This is a genomic window from Teredinibacter turnerae T7901 (genome assembly GCF_000023025.1).
Taxonomy (GTDB): Bacteria; Pseudomonadota; Gammaproteobacteria; order Pseudomonadales; family Cellvibrionaceae; genus Teredinibacter; species Teredinibacter turnerae_B.
Genome location: NC_012997.1, coordinates 4,976,147 through 4,991,951, shown reverse-complemented (window position 1 = coordinate 4,991,951; position 15,805 = coordinate 4,976,147). Strand labels below are relative to the sequence as shown.

General features: G+C 50.4%; 12 protein-coding genes. 7 read left to right on the top strand and 5 right to left on the bottom strand.

Features of this window, described 5'->3' with window-relative positions; translation table 11 throughout:
- Positions 1–77: 77 nt before the first annotated feature.
- Positions 78–3,296, top strand: a complete 3,219-nt coding sequence (locus TERTU_RS20110) for a PAS domain S-box protein (protein WP_015819334.1) — start codon at positions 78–80, stop codon at positions 3,294–3,296.
- A gap of 12 nt (positions 3,297–3,308) precedes the next feature.
- A complete protein-coding gene (locus TERTU_RS20105) occupies positions 3,309–4,895 on the top strand; it encodes a chemotaxis protein CheW (RefSeq protein WP_015817899.1) in 1,587 nt (528 codons plus the stop codon).
- A gap of 14 nt (positions 4,896–4,909) precedes the next feature.
- Here the strand turns inward: TERTU_RS20105 and TERTU_RS20100 are convergent, their stop codons facing one another.
- On the bottom strand, positions 4,910–5,536 hold the full coding sequence (locus tag TERTU_RS20100; protein ID WP_015819621.1) for a response regulator transcription factor: 627 nt from the start codon (positions 5,534–5,536) through the stop codon (positions 4,910–4,912).
- A gap of 485 nt (positions 5,537–6,021) precedes the next feature.
- Between TERTU_RS20100 and TERTU_RS20095 the strand changes: the two genes are divergently transcribed.
- Positions 6,022–7,194, top strand: a complete 1,173-nt coding sequence (locus TERTU_RS20095; RefSeq protein WP_015818179.1) for a DcaP family trimeric outer membrane transporter — start codon at positions 6,022–6,024, stop codon at positions 7,192–7,194.
- 173 nt (positions 7,195–7,367) lie between these two features.
- Here TERTU_RS20095 and bfr read toward each other — a convergent pair whose 3' ends face one another.
- The gene (gene bfr, locus TERTU_RS20090) at positions 7,368–7,835 is read right to left on the bottom strand and encodes a bacterioferritin (RefSeq protein ID WP_015820240.1); all 468 of its coding nucleotides are present in this window, start codon (positions 7,833–7,835) and stop codon (positions 7,368–7,370) included.
- Between the two features lie 279 nt (positions 7,836–8,114).
- Between bfr and TERTU_RS20085 the strand changes: the two genes are divergently transcribed.
- From TERTU_RS20085 to TERTU_RS20075, 3 genes are all read left to right on the top strand, one after another.
- The gene (locus TERTU_RS20085; protein WP_015817669.1) at positions 8,115–9,038 is read left to right on the top strand and encodes a DUF3014 domain-containing protein; all 924 of its coding nucleotides are present in this window, start codon (positions 8,115–8,117) and stop codon (positions 9,036–9,038) included.
- Between the two features lie 52 nt (positions 9,039–9,090).
- Positions 9,091–9,546, top strand: a complete 456-nt coding sequence (locus TERTU_RS20080) for a hypothetical protein (RefSeq protein WP_015819319.1) — start codon at positions 9,091–9,093, stop codon at positions 9,544–9,546.
- Between the two features lie 155 nt (positions 9,547–9,701).
- A complete protein-coding gene (locus tag TERTU_RS20075; protein WP_041590366.1) occupies positions 9,702–10,847 on the top strand; it encodes a threonine aldolase family protein in 1,146 nt (381 codons plus the stop codon).
- 102 nt (positions 10,848–10,949) lie between these two features.
- On the opposite strand, the gene TERTU_RS20070 is transcribed toward TERTU_RS20075, so the two are convergent.
- Both TERTU_RS20070 and TERTU_RS20065 read right to left on the bottom strand, forming a co-directional pair.
- Complete coding sequence (locus TERTU_RS20070) at positions 10,950–11,216, bottom strand: SemiSWEET family sugar transporter (RefSeq protein WP_015817057.1); 267 nt, start codon at positions 11,214–11,216, stop codon at positions 10,950–10,952.
- 236 nt (positions 11,217–11,452) lie between these two features.
- On the bottom strand, positions 11,453–12,073 hold the full coding sequence (locus TERTU_RS20065) for a chorismate--pyruvate lyase family protein (protein ID WP_015820664.1): 621 nt from the start codon (positions 12,071–12,073) through the stop codon (positions 11,453–11,455).
- Between the two features lie 455 nt (positions 12,074–12,528).
- Here TERTU_RS20065 and TERTU_RS20060 point away from each other — a divergent pair, with 455 nt between their 5' ends.
- The gene (locus tag TERTU_RS20060; RefSeq protein ID WP_015817006.1) at positions 12,529–14,874 is read left to right on the top strand and encodes a S8 family serine peptidase; all 2,346 of its coding nucleotides are present in this window, start codon (positions 12,529–12,531) and stop codon (positions 14,872–14,874) included.
- A 48-nt stretch (positions 14,875–14,922) separates the two neighbouring features.
- Here TERTU_RS20060 and TERTU_RS20055 read toward each other — a convergent pair whose 3' ends face one another.
- Positions 14,923–15,795, bottom strand: a complete 873-nt coding sequence (locus TERTU_RS20055; protein ID WP_015819437.1) for a lysophospholipid acyltransferase family protein — start codon at positions 15,793–15,795, stop codon at positions 14,923–14,925.
- Positions 15,796–15,805: the final 10 nt, after the last annotated feature.

Sequence of the window (15,805 nt, the reverse complement as noted above, 5' to 3'; positions counted from 1 at the left end):
CGCGCGGTTCTCGTCCCGTCGCGGTTTCCGTTCCGTACAGAGCAACGCTTGTTGCCGTGAGTCAAGGTTAGTTATTTATGCATAAGTTGGAAGACATCGTTCGCCAGTTAGGCAGCGACTGTGAATTAAGCGATGAGTTGCGTCAGCAGATGGAAGAACTGCGCCAATATATCGCCTCGACTAAAAACCTTGTCAGCACCGCGCAATACGACGCCTCCGGGAAGCTCGTCGACGCCAATGATCGTTTTCTGGCGATGTACGAATACAGCCGCGAAGACATGGACAAATTGAGTTTCGACGAGTTGTTTCCCACTGACTCTGAAGAAGAAATACGATATGCCCAATTGCTGGAATTGATGAAAATGGGGCAGAGCATGGATTTGCGCCTGCGTCGCTCCTCTTCCCATGGGTGGGATCTGGAAGTGGGCGCTTTCTTCTGCCCTGTGTTTAAAAGCAAGGACGAAATTGAAGGTGTGCGCGAATACACCATGGATTTCAGCAGTGTTGTTAGCGAGGAAATGCGGCGCGCGGAAGCCTCGGCCAGCCAGGCGGAGCTGTATGCTTTTGAAGCCAGTCAGGATGGAATATTGCTGGCGGCGAGTTTGCCATTAGTCGCGCGCCTGGGGTTGGCGAATGATCGGGTAAAATCTGGCGATTACTCCATCAAAGAGGCGTTTGGTGGCGCAAATATGAATCTGGACGCATCCTGTAAACGCGCCCTGGATGAAGCCATTACCGGCAAAGCCGGGGTGCAGGATATGGTACTCACCAGCCAAAAAGGTGAATACCTATGGGTTCGCGGCCAGCTGCATCCGGTGAAAAACCGTTTCGGTGATATCGCAAAGTTGAGTTTCAGTGGTCTGGATATTACCGATGTACAAACGTCGTTTATGGATCAGGAAGCGAAAGTCAAAGCGATTTCCCGTACCCAAGCGGTTATTGAGTTTGATATAGATCGGCGAATACTGGATGCGAATAGTCGCTTTTTAGAAACCTTTGGCTACAAAAAAAATGAAATTATTGGGGAAAATCACTCCCTTTTTTGCGAGCCGGGCTTTGATAAAACCGATGAGTACCGTTTTTTTTGGGAGGATTTAAGAGCGGGACGCGCCCGTCACGGGGAGTTCTGCAGGATTAAAAAAAATGGGGAGTGCGTGTGGATGCATGCGAACTATACGCCCATATTAAACTATGACGGTGAAGTTACCAAAATTATAAAAACGGCCAATGATATTACACTCGAAAAACTCACTGCTATCGACAAGGATGCGCGGCTTAAAGCAACGGATCGCAGTTTTCTCTACGCAGAATACGATGTGAACGGTGCGATTCTTTCAGCAAACGAAAATTTTCTGAATCTTATGGGCTACAGCCTGGAACAACTCGAGGACAAAACCCATAAATTATTCGTCAGCCGCGAGACCAGTAACTCTGCACTTTATCAAAACAACTGGCAAACATTAAACAACGGCGGCACTGTTCATGGTGAATTCAGTGTGATCACCAAGAAAGGTAATCGCCTCTGGTTGCAGAGTAATTTCAGCCCGGTGATCGGCCCGCTGGGAACCACGATAAAAGTTATTGAGTACAGCGTCGATATCACCGATAAAAAATTACAAACAATAGAGAACGACCGGATTCTGCGCAGCGTATCCGCAACAAATATTATTCTGCGGTTTGACGCAAGAGGGAAAATAACCAGTTGCAGCGATTCGGCTAAACAGACATTTGGCGTGGAGGAGGCGAGTAATATTCCGGATCTGCACAAAATGGTTGCGGAAATGACAATGCTTGGCGAATTGAACAATATCGATGTAATGGCCAGTATTCGTGCTGGCGAAGAAGTGGTAGGCGAGTTTAAATATGTTAACGACAGGCAGGAGTCGAAATGGCTAGTGGGCACTATTTCGCCCATGTTAAATCAGGACAATAATTTATTTGCCATTTATTTTATCGCGAATGATATTACCAAGGATAAGTCTCAAAGTCTGGACTCCCAAAGCAAGCTGCTCGCCATAAGCCGATCGCAGTCCATCGCGGAATTTAACGTGGATGGTTATGTAATCTCTGCTAACGATAATTTTTTGGCGCTGGTCGGTTACAAATTCGAAGAGATTCGCGGGAAGCATCACCGTATGTTTGTACCGGATAATATTGCGGTAAGCAGCGAATACCAGGCATTTTGGGACAAACTTGGACGCGGTGACTTCGATTCAGGAGAATATCGCAGGGTCGGTAAAAAAGGGCGCGATGTCTGGATACGGGCGACCTACAACCCTGTATTCGATGTGGATGGTAAGTTGGTCAAGATTGTTAAATTTGCGTCGGATATAACCGCGGAAAAAATTCGCAGCGTCGAATTGGCTGCAAGATTGAATGCGATTGATGTGGGGCTGGCAGTCATTGAGTTCGATCTGGAAGGTAATGTGCTGGATGCCAACCGTAATTTTCTGGCCGCCATGGGCTACACCCTGCGCGAAGTCAAGGGGCAGCACCACTCCATCTTCTGTTCGCCAGAATATATTCGCAGTGATGAGTATCGAACGTTTTGGGTAAATTTAAGCGAAGGTGAAATGGCGTCCGGACGCTTTCATCGGGTGGGAAAGTACGATCGCGACGTCTGGATTCAGGCCACCTATAACCCAATCTATAACGTGAACGGAGAGCCCTCAGGAGTTATTAAATACGCGTACGACGTTACTAAAGAAGTCCTGCTGGAAAAAGAACTCACCCAAAAATCGCTGCAGTTGAGTGAAACAGTTGGTGAGCTTATTGAGCTGATCAAGCAAATTTCCTCCAACTCGCTGGATGCCCGAGAATCGGCGGGTAATTCCAGTATGGCTGCAACGGCGGGCATGGCGGCACTGGAAGAATCCATTCGCGCGATACGCGGAATCCAAAGCAGTTCTGATAAAGTGGGCGAAATTGTTTCAACAATTTCCGGTATTGCATCGCAAACAAACCTGTTAGCGTTTAACGCGGCAATTGAAGCGGCAAGGGCCGGCGAAAATGGCGTTGGCTTTTCGGTGGTTGCCGCAGAGGTACGCAAGCTTGCCGAGCGCAGTTCGTCAGCAGCACAGGAGATTCGTTCGCTGATAGACAACTCGTCGCAACAGGTGGCCCAGGGTGCTGAAGTCAGCAAAACCGCGGCTAAATCATTCGAAGGGATTATTGAAACTGTTGCGCAAACCCAGAGCTACGTGGACCAGATCGCAGAGTGCACGCAGCGCCAGGAGAAGGTGACAAAGCTGGTAAACGATCTGATATTCGAGTTGCGCGATACCATTGGTAAGTAAGCGGTCCCAAACATGAGCAAGCAAACCTTCGGCGTGGTATCTCTTGGCCGTTACCACTTGGGTATTGAGTTGCGTTTGTTGCGCGAAGTGGTGGAGCGAGAGAACGAGTTTAATTTGCCCGGGCACTCTGAGTGGGTGGTGGGTGGCATTCATTTGCGCGGTGAAAATATTCCTCTGGTTGATCTGGCCCCAATGTTAGGGGGTGTTAGTGCGGAAGAAGAGAGCGCGCTTTACTGCGCGGCCATCGTGGATGTTGGCGATAAAACCGTCGGCATCGTGTGTAAAAATCCAGAGGGCGTGATTACCGTCGATGCCAAAGATATTGCAGAGATGCACCACAGCTCTGTGCCCAAGCAAGTTATCCGGCGCGGTGTGCATTTTAATAGTGTGAGTTTAAATGCAAATTCAGCCAGTACCGATTTGTCCAGTCAATTTATTTGCCTGCTCGATGTGGAGCGGCTCCTCGCCGTAGACGGAATTACCAGTGTGCGCTCGTCTAAGCGCAAAATCGAATCCGGCCTTAATTTGCTTTCCAACCTGGATGCGCAGCACGCATTGCTTTTTCAAATAGGCAGTATTCCCTGCGCTATGGGTACGGAGCCTGTAGTGACATTACTGGATAAACCCATTATTCAGGATGTGTCCTACCGGTCTGATATTCTGATTGGCGAAGTCATTCTCGACGGCCTGGCCGTACCCTGTATTAATACCGCGAAACTGATTAATTTACGTGCGGATGTTGCACAGTGCCGGCAGCTGGTTGTGCTAAAAATTGGCAATGGTATGGTCGGGCTTCTGGTGTCAGATATTTTTGATGTGGTGTATTGCTCGCCGGGCGAGCGTTCTGTGCCGATTAATATTGCCGGGCTGCAAGTGGAGTATTTTCACTCCCTATTACCGATCAAGGCGATTCAAGGGGTTGAGAACCAGGATATTCACGGTATTCGCGAATACTTTTTCTATCTGGACGTTATGGAACTCTGTGCCAGCGAGAAAATTCACAGTATTGCCAAATCAACCCATAAAGTTACTGGTGCGGAAGCTGCGGTCGAGCAGCGGGATCTCACACTCGATTACACCTATTCAAGGGAACACCAGTCGTTGCGATTCAGGGCGCGGCGGGAGGTGTTAGCCGTGCTCAGCTCCATTGCGGAAATCTTGTATTTGAAAGATTGCGATGTGATGTTTTTGGACGCCACGCACCTGCGAGCGATTATGCTATTTCGGAATGAGTCGGTTCCAATTTTATATCTCGGCGCACTTTTACAGGAAAGTGAAGATGATGACCTATCGAAAACACATGCGAATGGATTGGCCAGCGAGGTGATACTTTTAGTGCGTTGTAACAGTGGTTATTTTGGCTTCGCGATCGATGAAATGATCAGTATCGACAATATCGAGTGGACTAAAGACAGTTCACCGATGCTGGTTAAAGAAGTGCTTGCCAGCGCATTTTACGAAACACCCATGGCCGAATGCTGGCGCATCACAAAAACTGTCCAGGGTCAAAAGAAGTACTACCATTCGCTGGATTTATGCAAGCTCGCGAACTTGCTCGTGCACGGTGATACCCCCTGGTTCGAGGCGCAGTTTAATTAGTCTTAACAGGCTGTTTAAAAATCCTTCATCATAATCACTGCCTGGGTGCGATTACTGATGCCCAGCTTGCGAAAAATGGCGGTGATATGGGCTTTTACCGTGGCCTCTGTGACACCCATTTCAAAACCAATCTGCTTGTTCAGCCAGCCTTCCCGCAATAAGCACAACACCCGATATTGTTGGGGTGTCAGGGTAGCGATTTTCGCCGCGAGATCCCGTTCTTCATTGGCTACCGGTGTCAGCGTATGGGTAAATTCGTCGGGCACCCAGTGGTTGCCTTCCAGCATGGATTGAATGGCACTTTGGATTTTTTGCGGCGAACAGGATTTGGGAATGTACCCGCAGGCACCGTGGCCCATGGCGCGGCTGATGGTGTTGGGTTCTTCCACGGCGGAAATTATAGCGACCGGAATACTGGGGAATTTTTCGCGCACCATAATTAAACCGAACAGATCTTTACAGCCTGGCATGTGCAGATCGAGCAGCAATAGATCGGTTTCGTCATTTTTCTCCAACTCCTGGATAGTGCTTTCCAAGCTGATGGATTGGCTGACAACAGAATCGGGATAATTGCTTTTTATGACGCCGAGAATCGCGTTTCGAAACAACGGGTGGTCATCGGCGATATGAAAATTGTACATGGCAGATTTGTACATGGCAGATAGAGTTATGTTCCTTACAGGCCTTCCGAGGATGCATTCGAACAAATATTACCGGCAAGGAGAAATACTGCAGCCTGGTTTGACCTACAACAATTAGACAAACGTCTAGGCGCGGTAGTGTAGCACCTGCCTGGACGCAATAGTATCTACCAATCTTGGGGGTTTTGGTGCGACGCTATTGTTTTCAGGTCAGGCGGCGCCAGCCCGGAACCCACCCAACACAGCAATTGGCACCCTCGGCGTAAACCTTCCTCACACCAGGTTTACAATTTCTACCAATGCCACTGCTTTCCGGGCTGGCCATTCTGCGCCGCTTCATTTCTCCTGACTTCTCAATTCGATAAGACTTTAGTAGATCTTCGACTAATATCTAATTGTTGTGGTGCCCCTGCGGGGCGACCCTTCTCGTGCGTTTCAACCGGTAGCGGTACAGCCGGATCTTCTATAAAAAAAGGAGTCAGCTGATGAAATTCCGAAAGCCTTTGGCGATTGCCGTGGCAGCAACAACCATTTTTTCTGGTGCGTCACATGCGGTTACGGTGGGGAAAATAAATGAGACAACCGTCACTCTTGGCGGCTTTATAAAACTGGACGCGATCTCAACGGACTATAGCGACGGTACCGCCGCTGCAGGCTCAATCGGACGGGATTTTTATGTACCCTCCACCACGCCAGTTGGCGGCGAATCGGAAAATCGTGTTTTCGATATGCATGCCCGCCAAACCCGATTTAATCTTGGTACGCTCACAGAGCTTGACGGCCACAAACTCAAAACTTTTATTGAACTCGATTTTATGGCGACGCCCAATGGCGACGAGCGAGTCAGTAATTCGTACACACCACGTTTGCGGCATGCCTTTCTACAATACGATAACTGGTTAATGGGTCAAACCTGGTCGACCTTCCAAAATGTGGGTTCGCTGCCAGAAACTGTCGATTTTATTGGTAACACGGATTTCGGTATTTTTGTGCGCCAGGCACAAATTCGTTATACCGCAGGCGGGTTTCAATTTGCCGTAGAAAATCCAGAGACGACAATCACGCCATTTGGCGGTGGTGGACGAATTGTCGCAGACGACAATATGCTTCCGGATTTTGTCGCACGCTATAACCTAAAAGCGGGCGGATTAGACATGGCCTTCGCAGGTTTGGCACGTGAATTAAGTTATAACACCGAGGGTTCTGGCGGCAACATCGACAGCTCGACAACGTCGTTTGGTCTCAGTATTACCGGTAAGTACACGTTTCCCAACAAAAGTGATCTGCGTTTCGGGGTAAACACCGGTAGTGGTATGGGTCGCTATATTGGCTTGAATGTGGCCAATGGTGCCGTGCTGGATGCAGATGGTGAACTCGAGGCCATTGATTCTACCGCCGCGTATATTGCTTACCGGCATATGTGGAATGCCAAATGGCGCTCCAACTTTACTTATTCTGCGATTGAGATCGACAACGATACCGATCTCACCGGTATGGGGGTTACCAGCTCCACCAGCAGTGTGCGCGTGAACCTGTTTTATAGCCCGGTACCGGCGCTGTCATTTGGTGGCGAAGTTGCCGTCGCTAATCGTGAACTGGAAAGTGAAGTGGACGGCAGTATGACGCGTCTGCAGTTCACTGCGAAGCTGGGTTTCTAGCGGGGCTGAGGTGTTTTTCCTCGATACACCCGGTGAATTTTAAGCTGTTGAATTAACTGGTGTGTTGCCGCAAGTTTATTGCTGTGCTCTTTGGGACTCAATACAACTTGCGGCTTTTTTGTGGCTATGAATTTTTTTGACTATGAAATTTTTTTTGACTACGACGCCTGGCGTTACATTTGTGATTGCAGATAGTTTTTCAGGCCGACTTTTTTGATCAGCCCAAGTTGCTGTTCGAGCCAGTGGGCGTGATCATTTTCAGTGTCGTCCAACAGTTCGGTTAACATGGTACGGGTAACGTAGTCCTGTTCGCGCTCGCACAGTTCGATGGTTTCTTTCAGTGCCTGTGCCACTTCAACTTCTACATTCAGGTCGCTTTGCAGCATCGCCGGAACATCCTGACCGATATTGATTGGTGCACGAGTGACCATGTCTGGTCGACCTTCCAGCATCAGCATGCGGGCAATCAGTTTCTGTGCGTGTCCTTTTTCGTCCTCAAACTCATGGCCGATGCGCTCTTGCAGTTTGCTTAAGCCCCAATCTGCGTACATTTCCGAATGGATAAAATACTGGTCCATGGCGGTGAGTTCGAAGGCCAAAAGCTGATTGAGAGCGTCGATAACGGTTTGTTTACCTTGCATGAGCTGAGTTTCCTACAATAAAGGCGTTTCTGAGTGGTTACAGGGAATTATAGAGAGCCCGACGCCAAAGTGAACCAATAGTTGGCCCTGGATGGACTCAAAACAAGTTTAAGGCGACATGCGTACAAAATTTCACCTGCATGTATCCCAGGAACTTAGCCTTGGCCAAGGTATCCAATAGATAGCCCGCTGGCTTGCTCTTACCTACTTGGCATTGCGCGCCACTCTAATGGCAACCAGCAGCGTATAACCGTCAATTTGGAGTCGTCTGGAGTTGTTATGTCCGACCATCAAGAGCCTCGCCCGGAGGGCGATAGCCAGCGAACCTCGATGCTGGTGCCAACTATCGTACTGGGTGTCATCGCTGCGTTTGCTCTTATCTATCTCTTTTTCTTCCAGTCGGACGACCGGGTCCTGGAGCCGGAGCCTGTATCACAGCCTGCATTGAGTCAGCCATCGCCCGAACCAACTCCTGTGCCGCAACCGACACTCGCGCCGACGGTACTACCGAGTGTAAGCGCCGAGCCTGCACCTACGCCTGAGCCGTTGCCTCAGCTTAATACCAGCGACCAGCCGCTGGCTAAGAACCTGGAGGACAGAGGGTTAGGTGATTTAGTGGTGTATCTCACGCCGGAGGAGGTGATTCGCAAAACCGCACGGGCAGTGTATAGCCTGAGTAAAGGTAATGTGGTGCAGCAGTATCGCCCGGTGAATGGCCCAGATTCCGCGTTTACGGCAACGGCCACCGGGGACACCGTGACTATCGAAAACCCCCGTCAGAAAGGCGAGATGACGGAGACTCCGGTGTACCGTCTGAACGAAAAAAATGCGGAACGTTATACCCCGCTGGTGAATTTGCTACGTACTACAGATAAGGACACGCTTGTCAGCGTATACCAACGTTACTATCCGCTGCTCCAGCAGGCTTACCAGGAGCTGGGTGAAGGCCCAGCAGATTTTCATAATGTGGTGTTGGCATCTCTGGACAGCATGATTAATGCGCCGGATCCACGTGAGGAGCCAAAGCTGATACGCACCAGCGTGCAATACCAATTTTTAAAGCCCGAATATGAAGCCTTGCCGCAGGCGCAAAAGCTGATGCTGCGGATGGGCAAGATGAATCGCCGCGTATTGGTAGAAGAGCTGAAAACCTTGCGCGCGGCACTGGCAGATGCACAAATCGGTAGCGCTGCTAGCCATTAGGTCAATTTTGCTGGCTCAGTGATGTAGAGCGCAGCATTCTGAGGGAGAGACAATGAAATACGGAACGCTGTTATTAGCGCTGGTGTGCGCGTGCTTGGCTACAGGGAGCGCGATGGCAGACGATAAAGCGCCGCAGATGAGCGATATTCTCAGTGCGCAAACCGGCCAGAACGGCCGCGAATGTGTGCGAGTAAATGATATACGCGGTTACGGCTACCAGGACCGGGTACTAACCATGGATGCGCGAGGCGGCTACTATGTCGCAACCACGTTGTTTCGCTGTCACGATTTGGAGTCGTCCACGGCGGCTGCATTCAATGGTACATTCGGTGAAATTTGTGGGGGTGGTGGCAGCTCGGTTGGCCGTCGCCTTGGCCGCTGCCCTATTGGTAAGGTATTTAAATTCGACAATCGCCAGCAGGCGTTTGAAGCGCTGGATGAGGCTAAGCAGACACTGTCTGACGCCGGCGTGATTCAGGCGCGAAATCTGGTGCTTACCCACTACTAGCCCGCCTCTAATTCCCTGACACCTCCTATCGGCTCAACATGTAGTACGGCTTAACGAGACTGAGTGCACCAAGTGATCGCGCGCCTGGCGAGTGGAGTGTCGAGTGGTATATCCAGTGATATAGTGTCGTTTTACTTCATTCGAGCCCAGGCCGTATGCTTAGCGAACAATTCAAGCGCGAATTCCAAGATCAGTCCCGCCAGTGCCGATACCGTTTGAACCGTCATTTGCCGCGGAGTATGGCGCAACGCCTGCAGGAGCTGATACCTCTGGCGTCGAAGTTCGACCAGCCTGATGTCTACGGCAAGGGCGCAATTATCAATGAGTTTGAAACCCAGGTCGCAGAGATTGTCGGTCAGCCGGCTGCGCTGTTTTTGCCGTCAGGTACTATGGCGCAGCCAATGGCATTGCGTATCTGGGCTGAGCACAAGGGCAACCCACGGGTCGCTTTCCACCCCACCAGCCATTTAGAGCTTCACGAGCAGCATGCGTACGCTGAACTGCACCAGCTGGAGGCTGTATTGGTTGGTGATCTCGCCTCTGTGGTTTCATTGGCGGATTTACAGCAAATTACTGATCCGGTTGCCGCGGTGTTGCTGGAATTACCCATGCGCGAAATCGGTGGTCAATTACCGACGTGGGCCGAGTTGCAGGCGCAGTCACAGTGGGCCAAAGAAAACGACATCGCACTGCATATGGATGGCGCACGTGTATGGTCCTGCCCCTCCTATTACCAGCGCTCGCTGGCGGAAATTGGCAACCTGTTCGATTCGGTATACGTCAGCTTCTATAAGGATCTGGACGGAATTAGCGGTGCCATGTTGTGCGGGCCTGAAGATTTTATTCAACAGGCGCGCATCTGGTTAAGGCGCTGTGGTGGCAATCTCTACGCGATGTATCCCGATATTCTTGCGGCCCGATTGGGGCTGGAAAAGCAGCTGCCACGGATGCCAGAGTATGTGGCAAAAACCGAAAAATTAGCGCGCTGTTTTGCGGCTCACCCGGTGTTCCAGATTATTCCGGAACAGCCGCCATGCAACTTGTTTCATCTTGTGGTTAATTTGCCTGCGGAGCTGCTAATGCCGCAGGTTATAGCCTGCATGCAGGCGTCCGGTGTTGCCATTTTACCTTTGCCCAGAAGTGGCGAAAGCCACAGCTGCTTTGAAATTACGATTGGCGACGCTGCGCTGGCAATGAGTGATGAACAATGGCAAGTAGCAATTTCGTATCTTTCGGACAGAATTGCAGCGATACAGAGCGATGAACCCGGCAATTATTCAGAGGTTCCTATAAATAGCTGACTCTATTTACTTAATCGCACGCCCCTGGGACATTGGCGAAAATAATTCGCTTTTAGGATATTCCAAGCATTGCCTGCTCACTTCGCAACTTTCTTTGCCAGGTTAATAAGACTTGAGATCGTGCTTAATCTTCAAGCCAAGAACAGTTGCCGCCAGGGTAAAGGTCACCAGGTTTGCAACTACAATCGCCGAGTCCTTTCGTAAAATGCCGTATATTAGCCACAATAGTACGCCTGCTGTGAAGATTGCGTACATTCCTAGCGATAAAGATTCGGTATTGCGGGTTTTTAATACCTTCAGTACTTGTGGTAGGAACGAGCCAGTGGTGAAACACGCGGCCACATAACCGAGCACGTCAATATAATTCATTGTTGGAATTCTCCGGAAACTTAACAAGGGAGGAGTGTGACTTACCGTTAGGCGTGAATTATACGCAGATTGCTACAGCCAGCGAAGGCGGCTGGAATTTGAGTGTTTAGAGCCGGAGCAGGAGTCCTTAAGAGGGTGCTATTAATTTATGGAATTTGCTAAACGACGATTCCGAAAGCTTGTATGGCGCAAGCCATTATTAAGTCGCTTGTGCGAAGCGGTTAAGAAAACAGCCGCTAACGCGTGTAATGGGTGATTGGAAAATTTTCAGTAATTAAAATTGCAGGCTGATGGTTTGCGATAATGCGATAAGTACGGGATACAATGTCTGCTGCTTGTGGGGCGTCTGGCTTTTCCGCCGTTAACAAAAACTCTCGGTTGTCTGCTTTAATGTCAAGAATTTCACGATAACTCTCAAGCCCGCTATCGCGAATAAGAACACCAATCCCGACTTTGCCACTGGTGAGCGCCTCGCGAATTTCCGGAGCCAACACGGATAGTCGTACTACAGAAAACGCCGTTGCATAAATCCGTTGCGACTGGGTGCCGCGCAACTGCACTTCCCGCAACAACACTTCTTCACCTGGGGTTACTTCTAGCCAGTTCACTTGACGCGCCGCGGTGACCGTTTCCAATAAAATCGTATCTACAGTCACTGGCTCCCAAAAAAACGCTTCCAGTGATTTTGTCACTGTGCCATCGGTAATCAGCAACGTGCGTAGTAGTGGCGGCAAGTTAGCCATGGCAAGTTGTTCAGCGTTAAATCCAGGAATGGTAGCCTCAGATAAATAGCCCTGACTACGGAATGCGCCAAAAAAAGGCGTTTCTTCGTGGCGATCATAGTAAAGGTGCAACATGCGACCATCTCCTGACTTAAGCAACGTAAACCGTTTGGTTCTGTTCTGAGCTTGTCTTTGTGCGCGTTCAGTTATGCTAAACCGTGTTGAGCGCTCGTTGGCGCAGGTTACTGATTTTGCCGATGCTATGCAAACACTGGTGTGTACCCTGCTGGGAAAATAATTGAGCAACATGCGGGCCAGAAGAGGAGGCCATTTTCCTCCTCGAGCGAACGACAAAAATTTTCAGGCCGGTTGTCGCCATAAGAAATAACCGGTCACCACTTTCGATCTGAGCAGCAAAATTATTTAGGCGACAGAAAAAAGTTTTGGTCACGCACCTTGTGAATTCCTGCACTGCATCTAGCGTGTTTTTGCCATGTACCCACTGAAAAATTCACGTATATTGGGTCGGCCTGATTTTATTTGGGCAAACAATTTAATTGGAACCATCCTCAAACAAGGAGTAAGTCGAAGTGAATTTTGCTAAACGCTGCCGACCTATTGGATTACTTTTTTCCTCACTGTTATTTGCCGTCCCCACCTTTGCAGCCACGAAAAGCGCTGAAACATTTTCGCCTGCCGCTACAGTATCGCCATTGGAAACGCGCTACATCGTCAAGTTTAAGGATTCAGCAAGCACTCTTTCCGTCGCTGCGCGCGCGCTGGCTCAGGAGAACCTGATGCAGGCAAACGGCGCCCAAATAAAAACCCGTTTAGATAGATTTAATGCAGTTTCGGTTGCCGTTTCTGATGCTGGCCTGGCCAAGTTACGCAGTAACCCGGATATTGAATATGTTGAGTTGGACCAACCGCGTCGCTTGCTTTCACAGTCTACCCCGTGGGGTATTGGTGCCGTTGGTGCTGATATGATCAGCGATGCCAGTGCTGGTGATATTACCGTATGTATTATCGACTCCGGTTACGACATTACTACGCCGGACCTGGCGGCGAATAATCACACGGGTACTAACGATCCGGGTACCGGTGAATGGTCTACCCCAGGTGGCTCTCACGGTTCTCACGTTGCGGGTACTATTGCCGCAGTGAATAACAGTGAAGGTGTCGTGGGTATTTTGCCGAATACGGAAGTTAATCTGCACATTGTTAAAGTTTTCAACGCATCCGGTTGGGGCTATTCCTCAACGCTGGTGAGTGCGATCCAAACGTGCGAAGCCAACAATGCGAACGTTGTGAATATGAGTTTGGGCGGCGCGCTGCCGACATCTACCGAGGAGCGTGCGATGCGTGATATTGCCGAGCGCGGTGTGTTGTTGGTAGCTGCCGCCGGGAATGATGGCAACAGTGGTTTATCCTACCCCGCGTCTTACGACAGTGTTTTGTCTGTTGCAGCGGTGGACGATAATCTCGACAAAGCCTATTTCTCCCAATACAACAGTCAAGTTGAACTGGCTGCACCTGGCGTATCGGTGTTGTCGACCGTGGGTGTGGGTGACGGAGTAGAAAGTGCGATTACCTCGACAGCACTGGTAGTACCTGCTGATCGCGTTGTGCCACATAACCGCTTTATTTACATTCCCGGTCTGGGCTATGTCAATGAAATGCTGGGTGGCACGGTATCCGGTGAATTGGCTGCATGTGATAGCTCGTCAGGTAGCTATGTTTGTGGCGATATGACCGGCAAAATCTGTGTGGTGGAACGTATTGGCAACGAATCTTCCGGTGTGTACCCGGATATCGATGCAGTGCTCGCCTGTACTGGCGCGGGCGCTGAATCGGCAATTGTCTATTCCAATAGCGAGCTTCCAGGCCTGCAAAATCCGTTTCTCGTTGATGCGGATAGTGAGGTCAGTGTGCCGACAGTAACGGTTGACCGCGCGCTGGGTCTTGAAATTGCAGCGGCTGCGGGCGCGTCAGTTACGCTGACCACCACATTGGGCACGGACTACGCCTTCTACGATGGCACTTCCATGGCCACGCCTCACGTCGTGGGCGCAGCCGCATTGGTGTGGAGCTATTTTCCCGACTGTGGCGGCGCATCTATTCGTGAAGCGTTGACCGCGACGGCGATGGATTTGGGTGCGACTGGTCGTGATCCAGAGTTCGGTTATGGTTTGGTACAAGTTGGCCCAGCGGTAGATTACCTCACGGCAAACGGTTGTGAAGCACCACCTGCTCCTGCGGTTATTACGCCGATCAGAGCGGGAACACCTATTACTGATCTGAGCGCGGCTGCTGGTGAAACTCTGTACTTTAGTATGCGAGTTCCTGCTGGTGCGGATCCGCTGAGCTTTACCCTGAGCGGTGGTACGGGTGATGCCGATATGGTTGTTGCGCGTCGTCGCTTGCCTAAAGCAGAGTTCTATGACTGCGCGTCTACCACGCCTGGGTCTAATGCTGAATATTGTGAATTCAGTGATACCCCGCGCGCGATCTGGTATGTCGCTGTAGTTGCTACCGAAGCTTTTTCCGGGGTGACGCTGGCAGCGGATTATACACTTGCTGAGGATGCTCCGAGCTTCTTTAAAAATCCTCGTGATATTAGTATTCCCGATGCAGACCCTACAGGTGTAATAAGCTCGGTTATGTCAACGTACACTGGTGATGCCTCGAGTCTTATTGTTGGTGTTCGTTTGCGACACACCTATATTGCCGACTTGGTAGTGACGTTAATCGCGCCCTCCGGCGAGGAAATCGTGTTGCACGAGAACACCGGTGGCAGCGCCGACGATATTATTGCCCGTTATGACGTACCTCTGCCTGGCGTTGCTGCCGAAGGCCGTTGGTTCCTTAAAGTACAGGATCTGGTTGGTTTCGACACAGGCTTTATTGACGACTGGTCGCTCACATTTACACCCTAACTGGCGTTCGTTGAGTGTTGCAAAAAACCCGGCGAATGCCGGGTTTTTTTATATTATGGGAAGTTTCTGATAAAAGTGGAGATGATGTTGGCGGATGTTCTCTGGTGTCGTGCGCCAGCGCTGTTGGAGAAAATCTACATAAGCGTGTAACAGGCCGTTAATTTTCGCTGAACGCAGGGCGTCCTTATCAGGCGCTGGCAAAGGCGGATGCAATTCAATTGTCACCCGCCCCTGACTGTCCAGCGCACTAGAGACCGGAACAACACGTGCGCCGGTATCAACGGCCAGTTCAGCGAAGCTGGTGGCGAATGAGCGTTCGCGGCCAAGAAACGGCAGCGGTGTACCGCTGCTGCCTTGTAAACCGTCGGGCACAATATGCAAAATTCCGCCGCCTTTAAGTAGCTTTTGAACTTTTCGCACCTGCTTTAGCACGAATCCTTCGCCTTTGCCGACCTCGACCACGTTGAGATTTTGCCGGTTAGCCGCGCCGATTTTTGCAAGCACGTCGTGCGACTCCAAAGAAGTGAGCTGAATGCCGCTACGGGCAAGCGATATAGGTACGCAGCGGCTGGCACCGTGGTGAGTGTTTGCGAGAATAACGCCAGCGCCAGACTCGCTATCGGTCTCTCCTTGCAGGTGGTGTAAACCTTCAATGGTAACAACACGTTCAAAATCGGCATTTTCCAGTTTGGCCAGCGCACTCAGTCGCCAGTCGTTGGCGTGGTTGGCGAGTAGATACTGGATCGCCTGATGGCGGTCTGGGGGAGCACCAAGAAATCGTTGTAAAGGGCGCAATGATTTTTTATATAACGTTTTTTGCAGTAACGGGTTGGCAAAAAAATGCTCCAATGCGCGTGCTGCAACCGGGTAGGGCACCGGCCCCAGTGAGCGATAAAAGGTGCGAATAAGTTGCGCCTTCATCCGTAAGGCA

Excerpts from the sequence above, each read along its gene's own strand:
- TERTU_RS20110 (WP_015819334.1), top strand. The coding sequence starts at position 78 with ATGCATAAGTTGGAAGACATCGTTCGCCAGTTAGGCAGCGACTGTGAA.
- TERTU_RS20105 (WP_015817899.1), top strand. The coding sequence starts at position 3,309 with ATGAGCAAGCAAACCTTCGGCGTGGTATCTCTTGGCCGTTACCACTTG.
- TERTU_RS20100 (WP_015819621.1), bottom strand. The coding sequence starts at position 5,536 with ATGTACAATTTTCATATCGCCGATGACCACCCGTTGTTTCGAAACGCG.
- TERTU_RS20095 (WP_015818179.1), top strand. The coding sequence starts at position 6,022 with ATGAAATTCCGAAAGCCTTTGGCGATTGCCGTGGCAGCAACAACCATT.
- bfr (WP_015820240.1), bottom strand. The coding sequence starts at position 7,835 with ATGCAAGGTAAACAAACCGTTATCGACGCTCTCAATCAGCTTTTGGCC.
- TERTU_RS20085 (WP_015817669.1), top strand. The coding sequence starts at position 8,115 with ATGTCCGACCATCAAGAGCCTCGCCCGGAGGGCGATAGCCAGCGAACC.
- TERTU_RS20080 (WP_015819319.1), top strand. The coding sequence starts at position 9,091 with ATGAAATACGGAACGCTGTTATTAGCGCTGGTGTGCGCGTGCTTGGCT.
- TERTU_RS20075 (WP_041590366.1), top strand. The coding sequence starts at position 9,702 with ATGCTTAGCGAACAATTCAAGCGCGAATTCCAAGATCAGTCCCGCCAG.
- TERTU_RS20070 (WP_015817057.1), bottom strand. The coding sequence starts at position 11,216 with ATGAATTATATTGACGTGCTCGGTTATGTGGCCGCGTGTTTCACCACT.
- TERTU_RS20065 (WP_015820664.1), bottom strand. The coding sequence starts at position 12,073 with ATGTTGCACCTTTACTATGATCGCCACGAAGAAACGCCTTTTTTTGGC.
- TERTU_RS20055 (WP_015819437.1), bottom strand. The coding sequence starts at position 15,795 with ATGAAGGCGCAACTTATTCGCACCTTTTATCGCTCACTGGGGCCGGTG.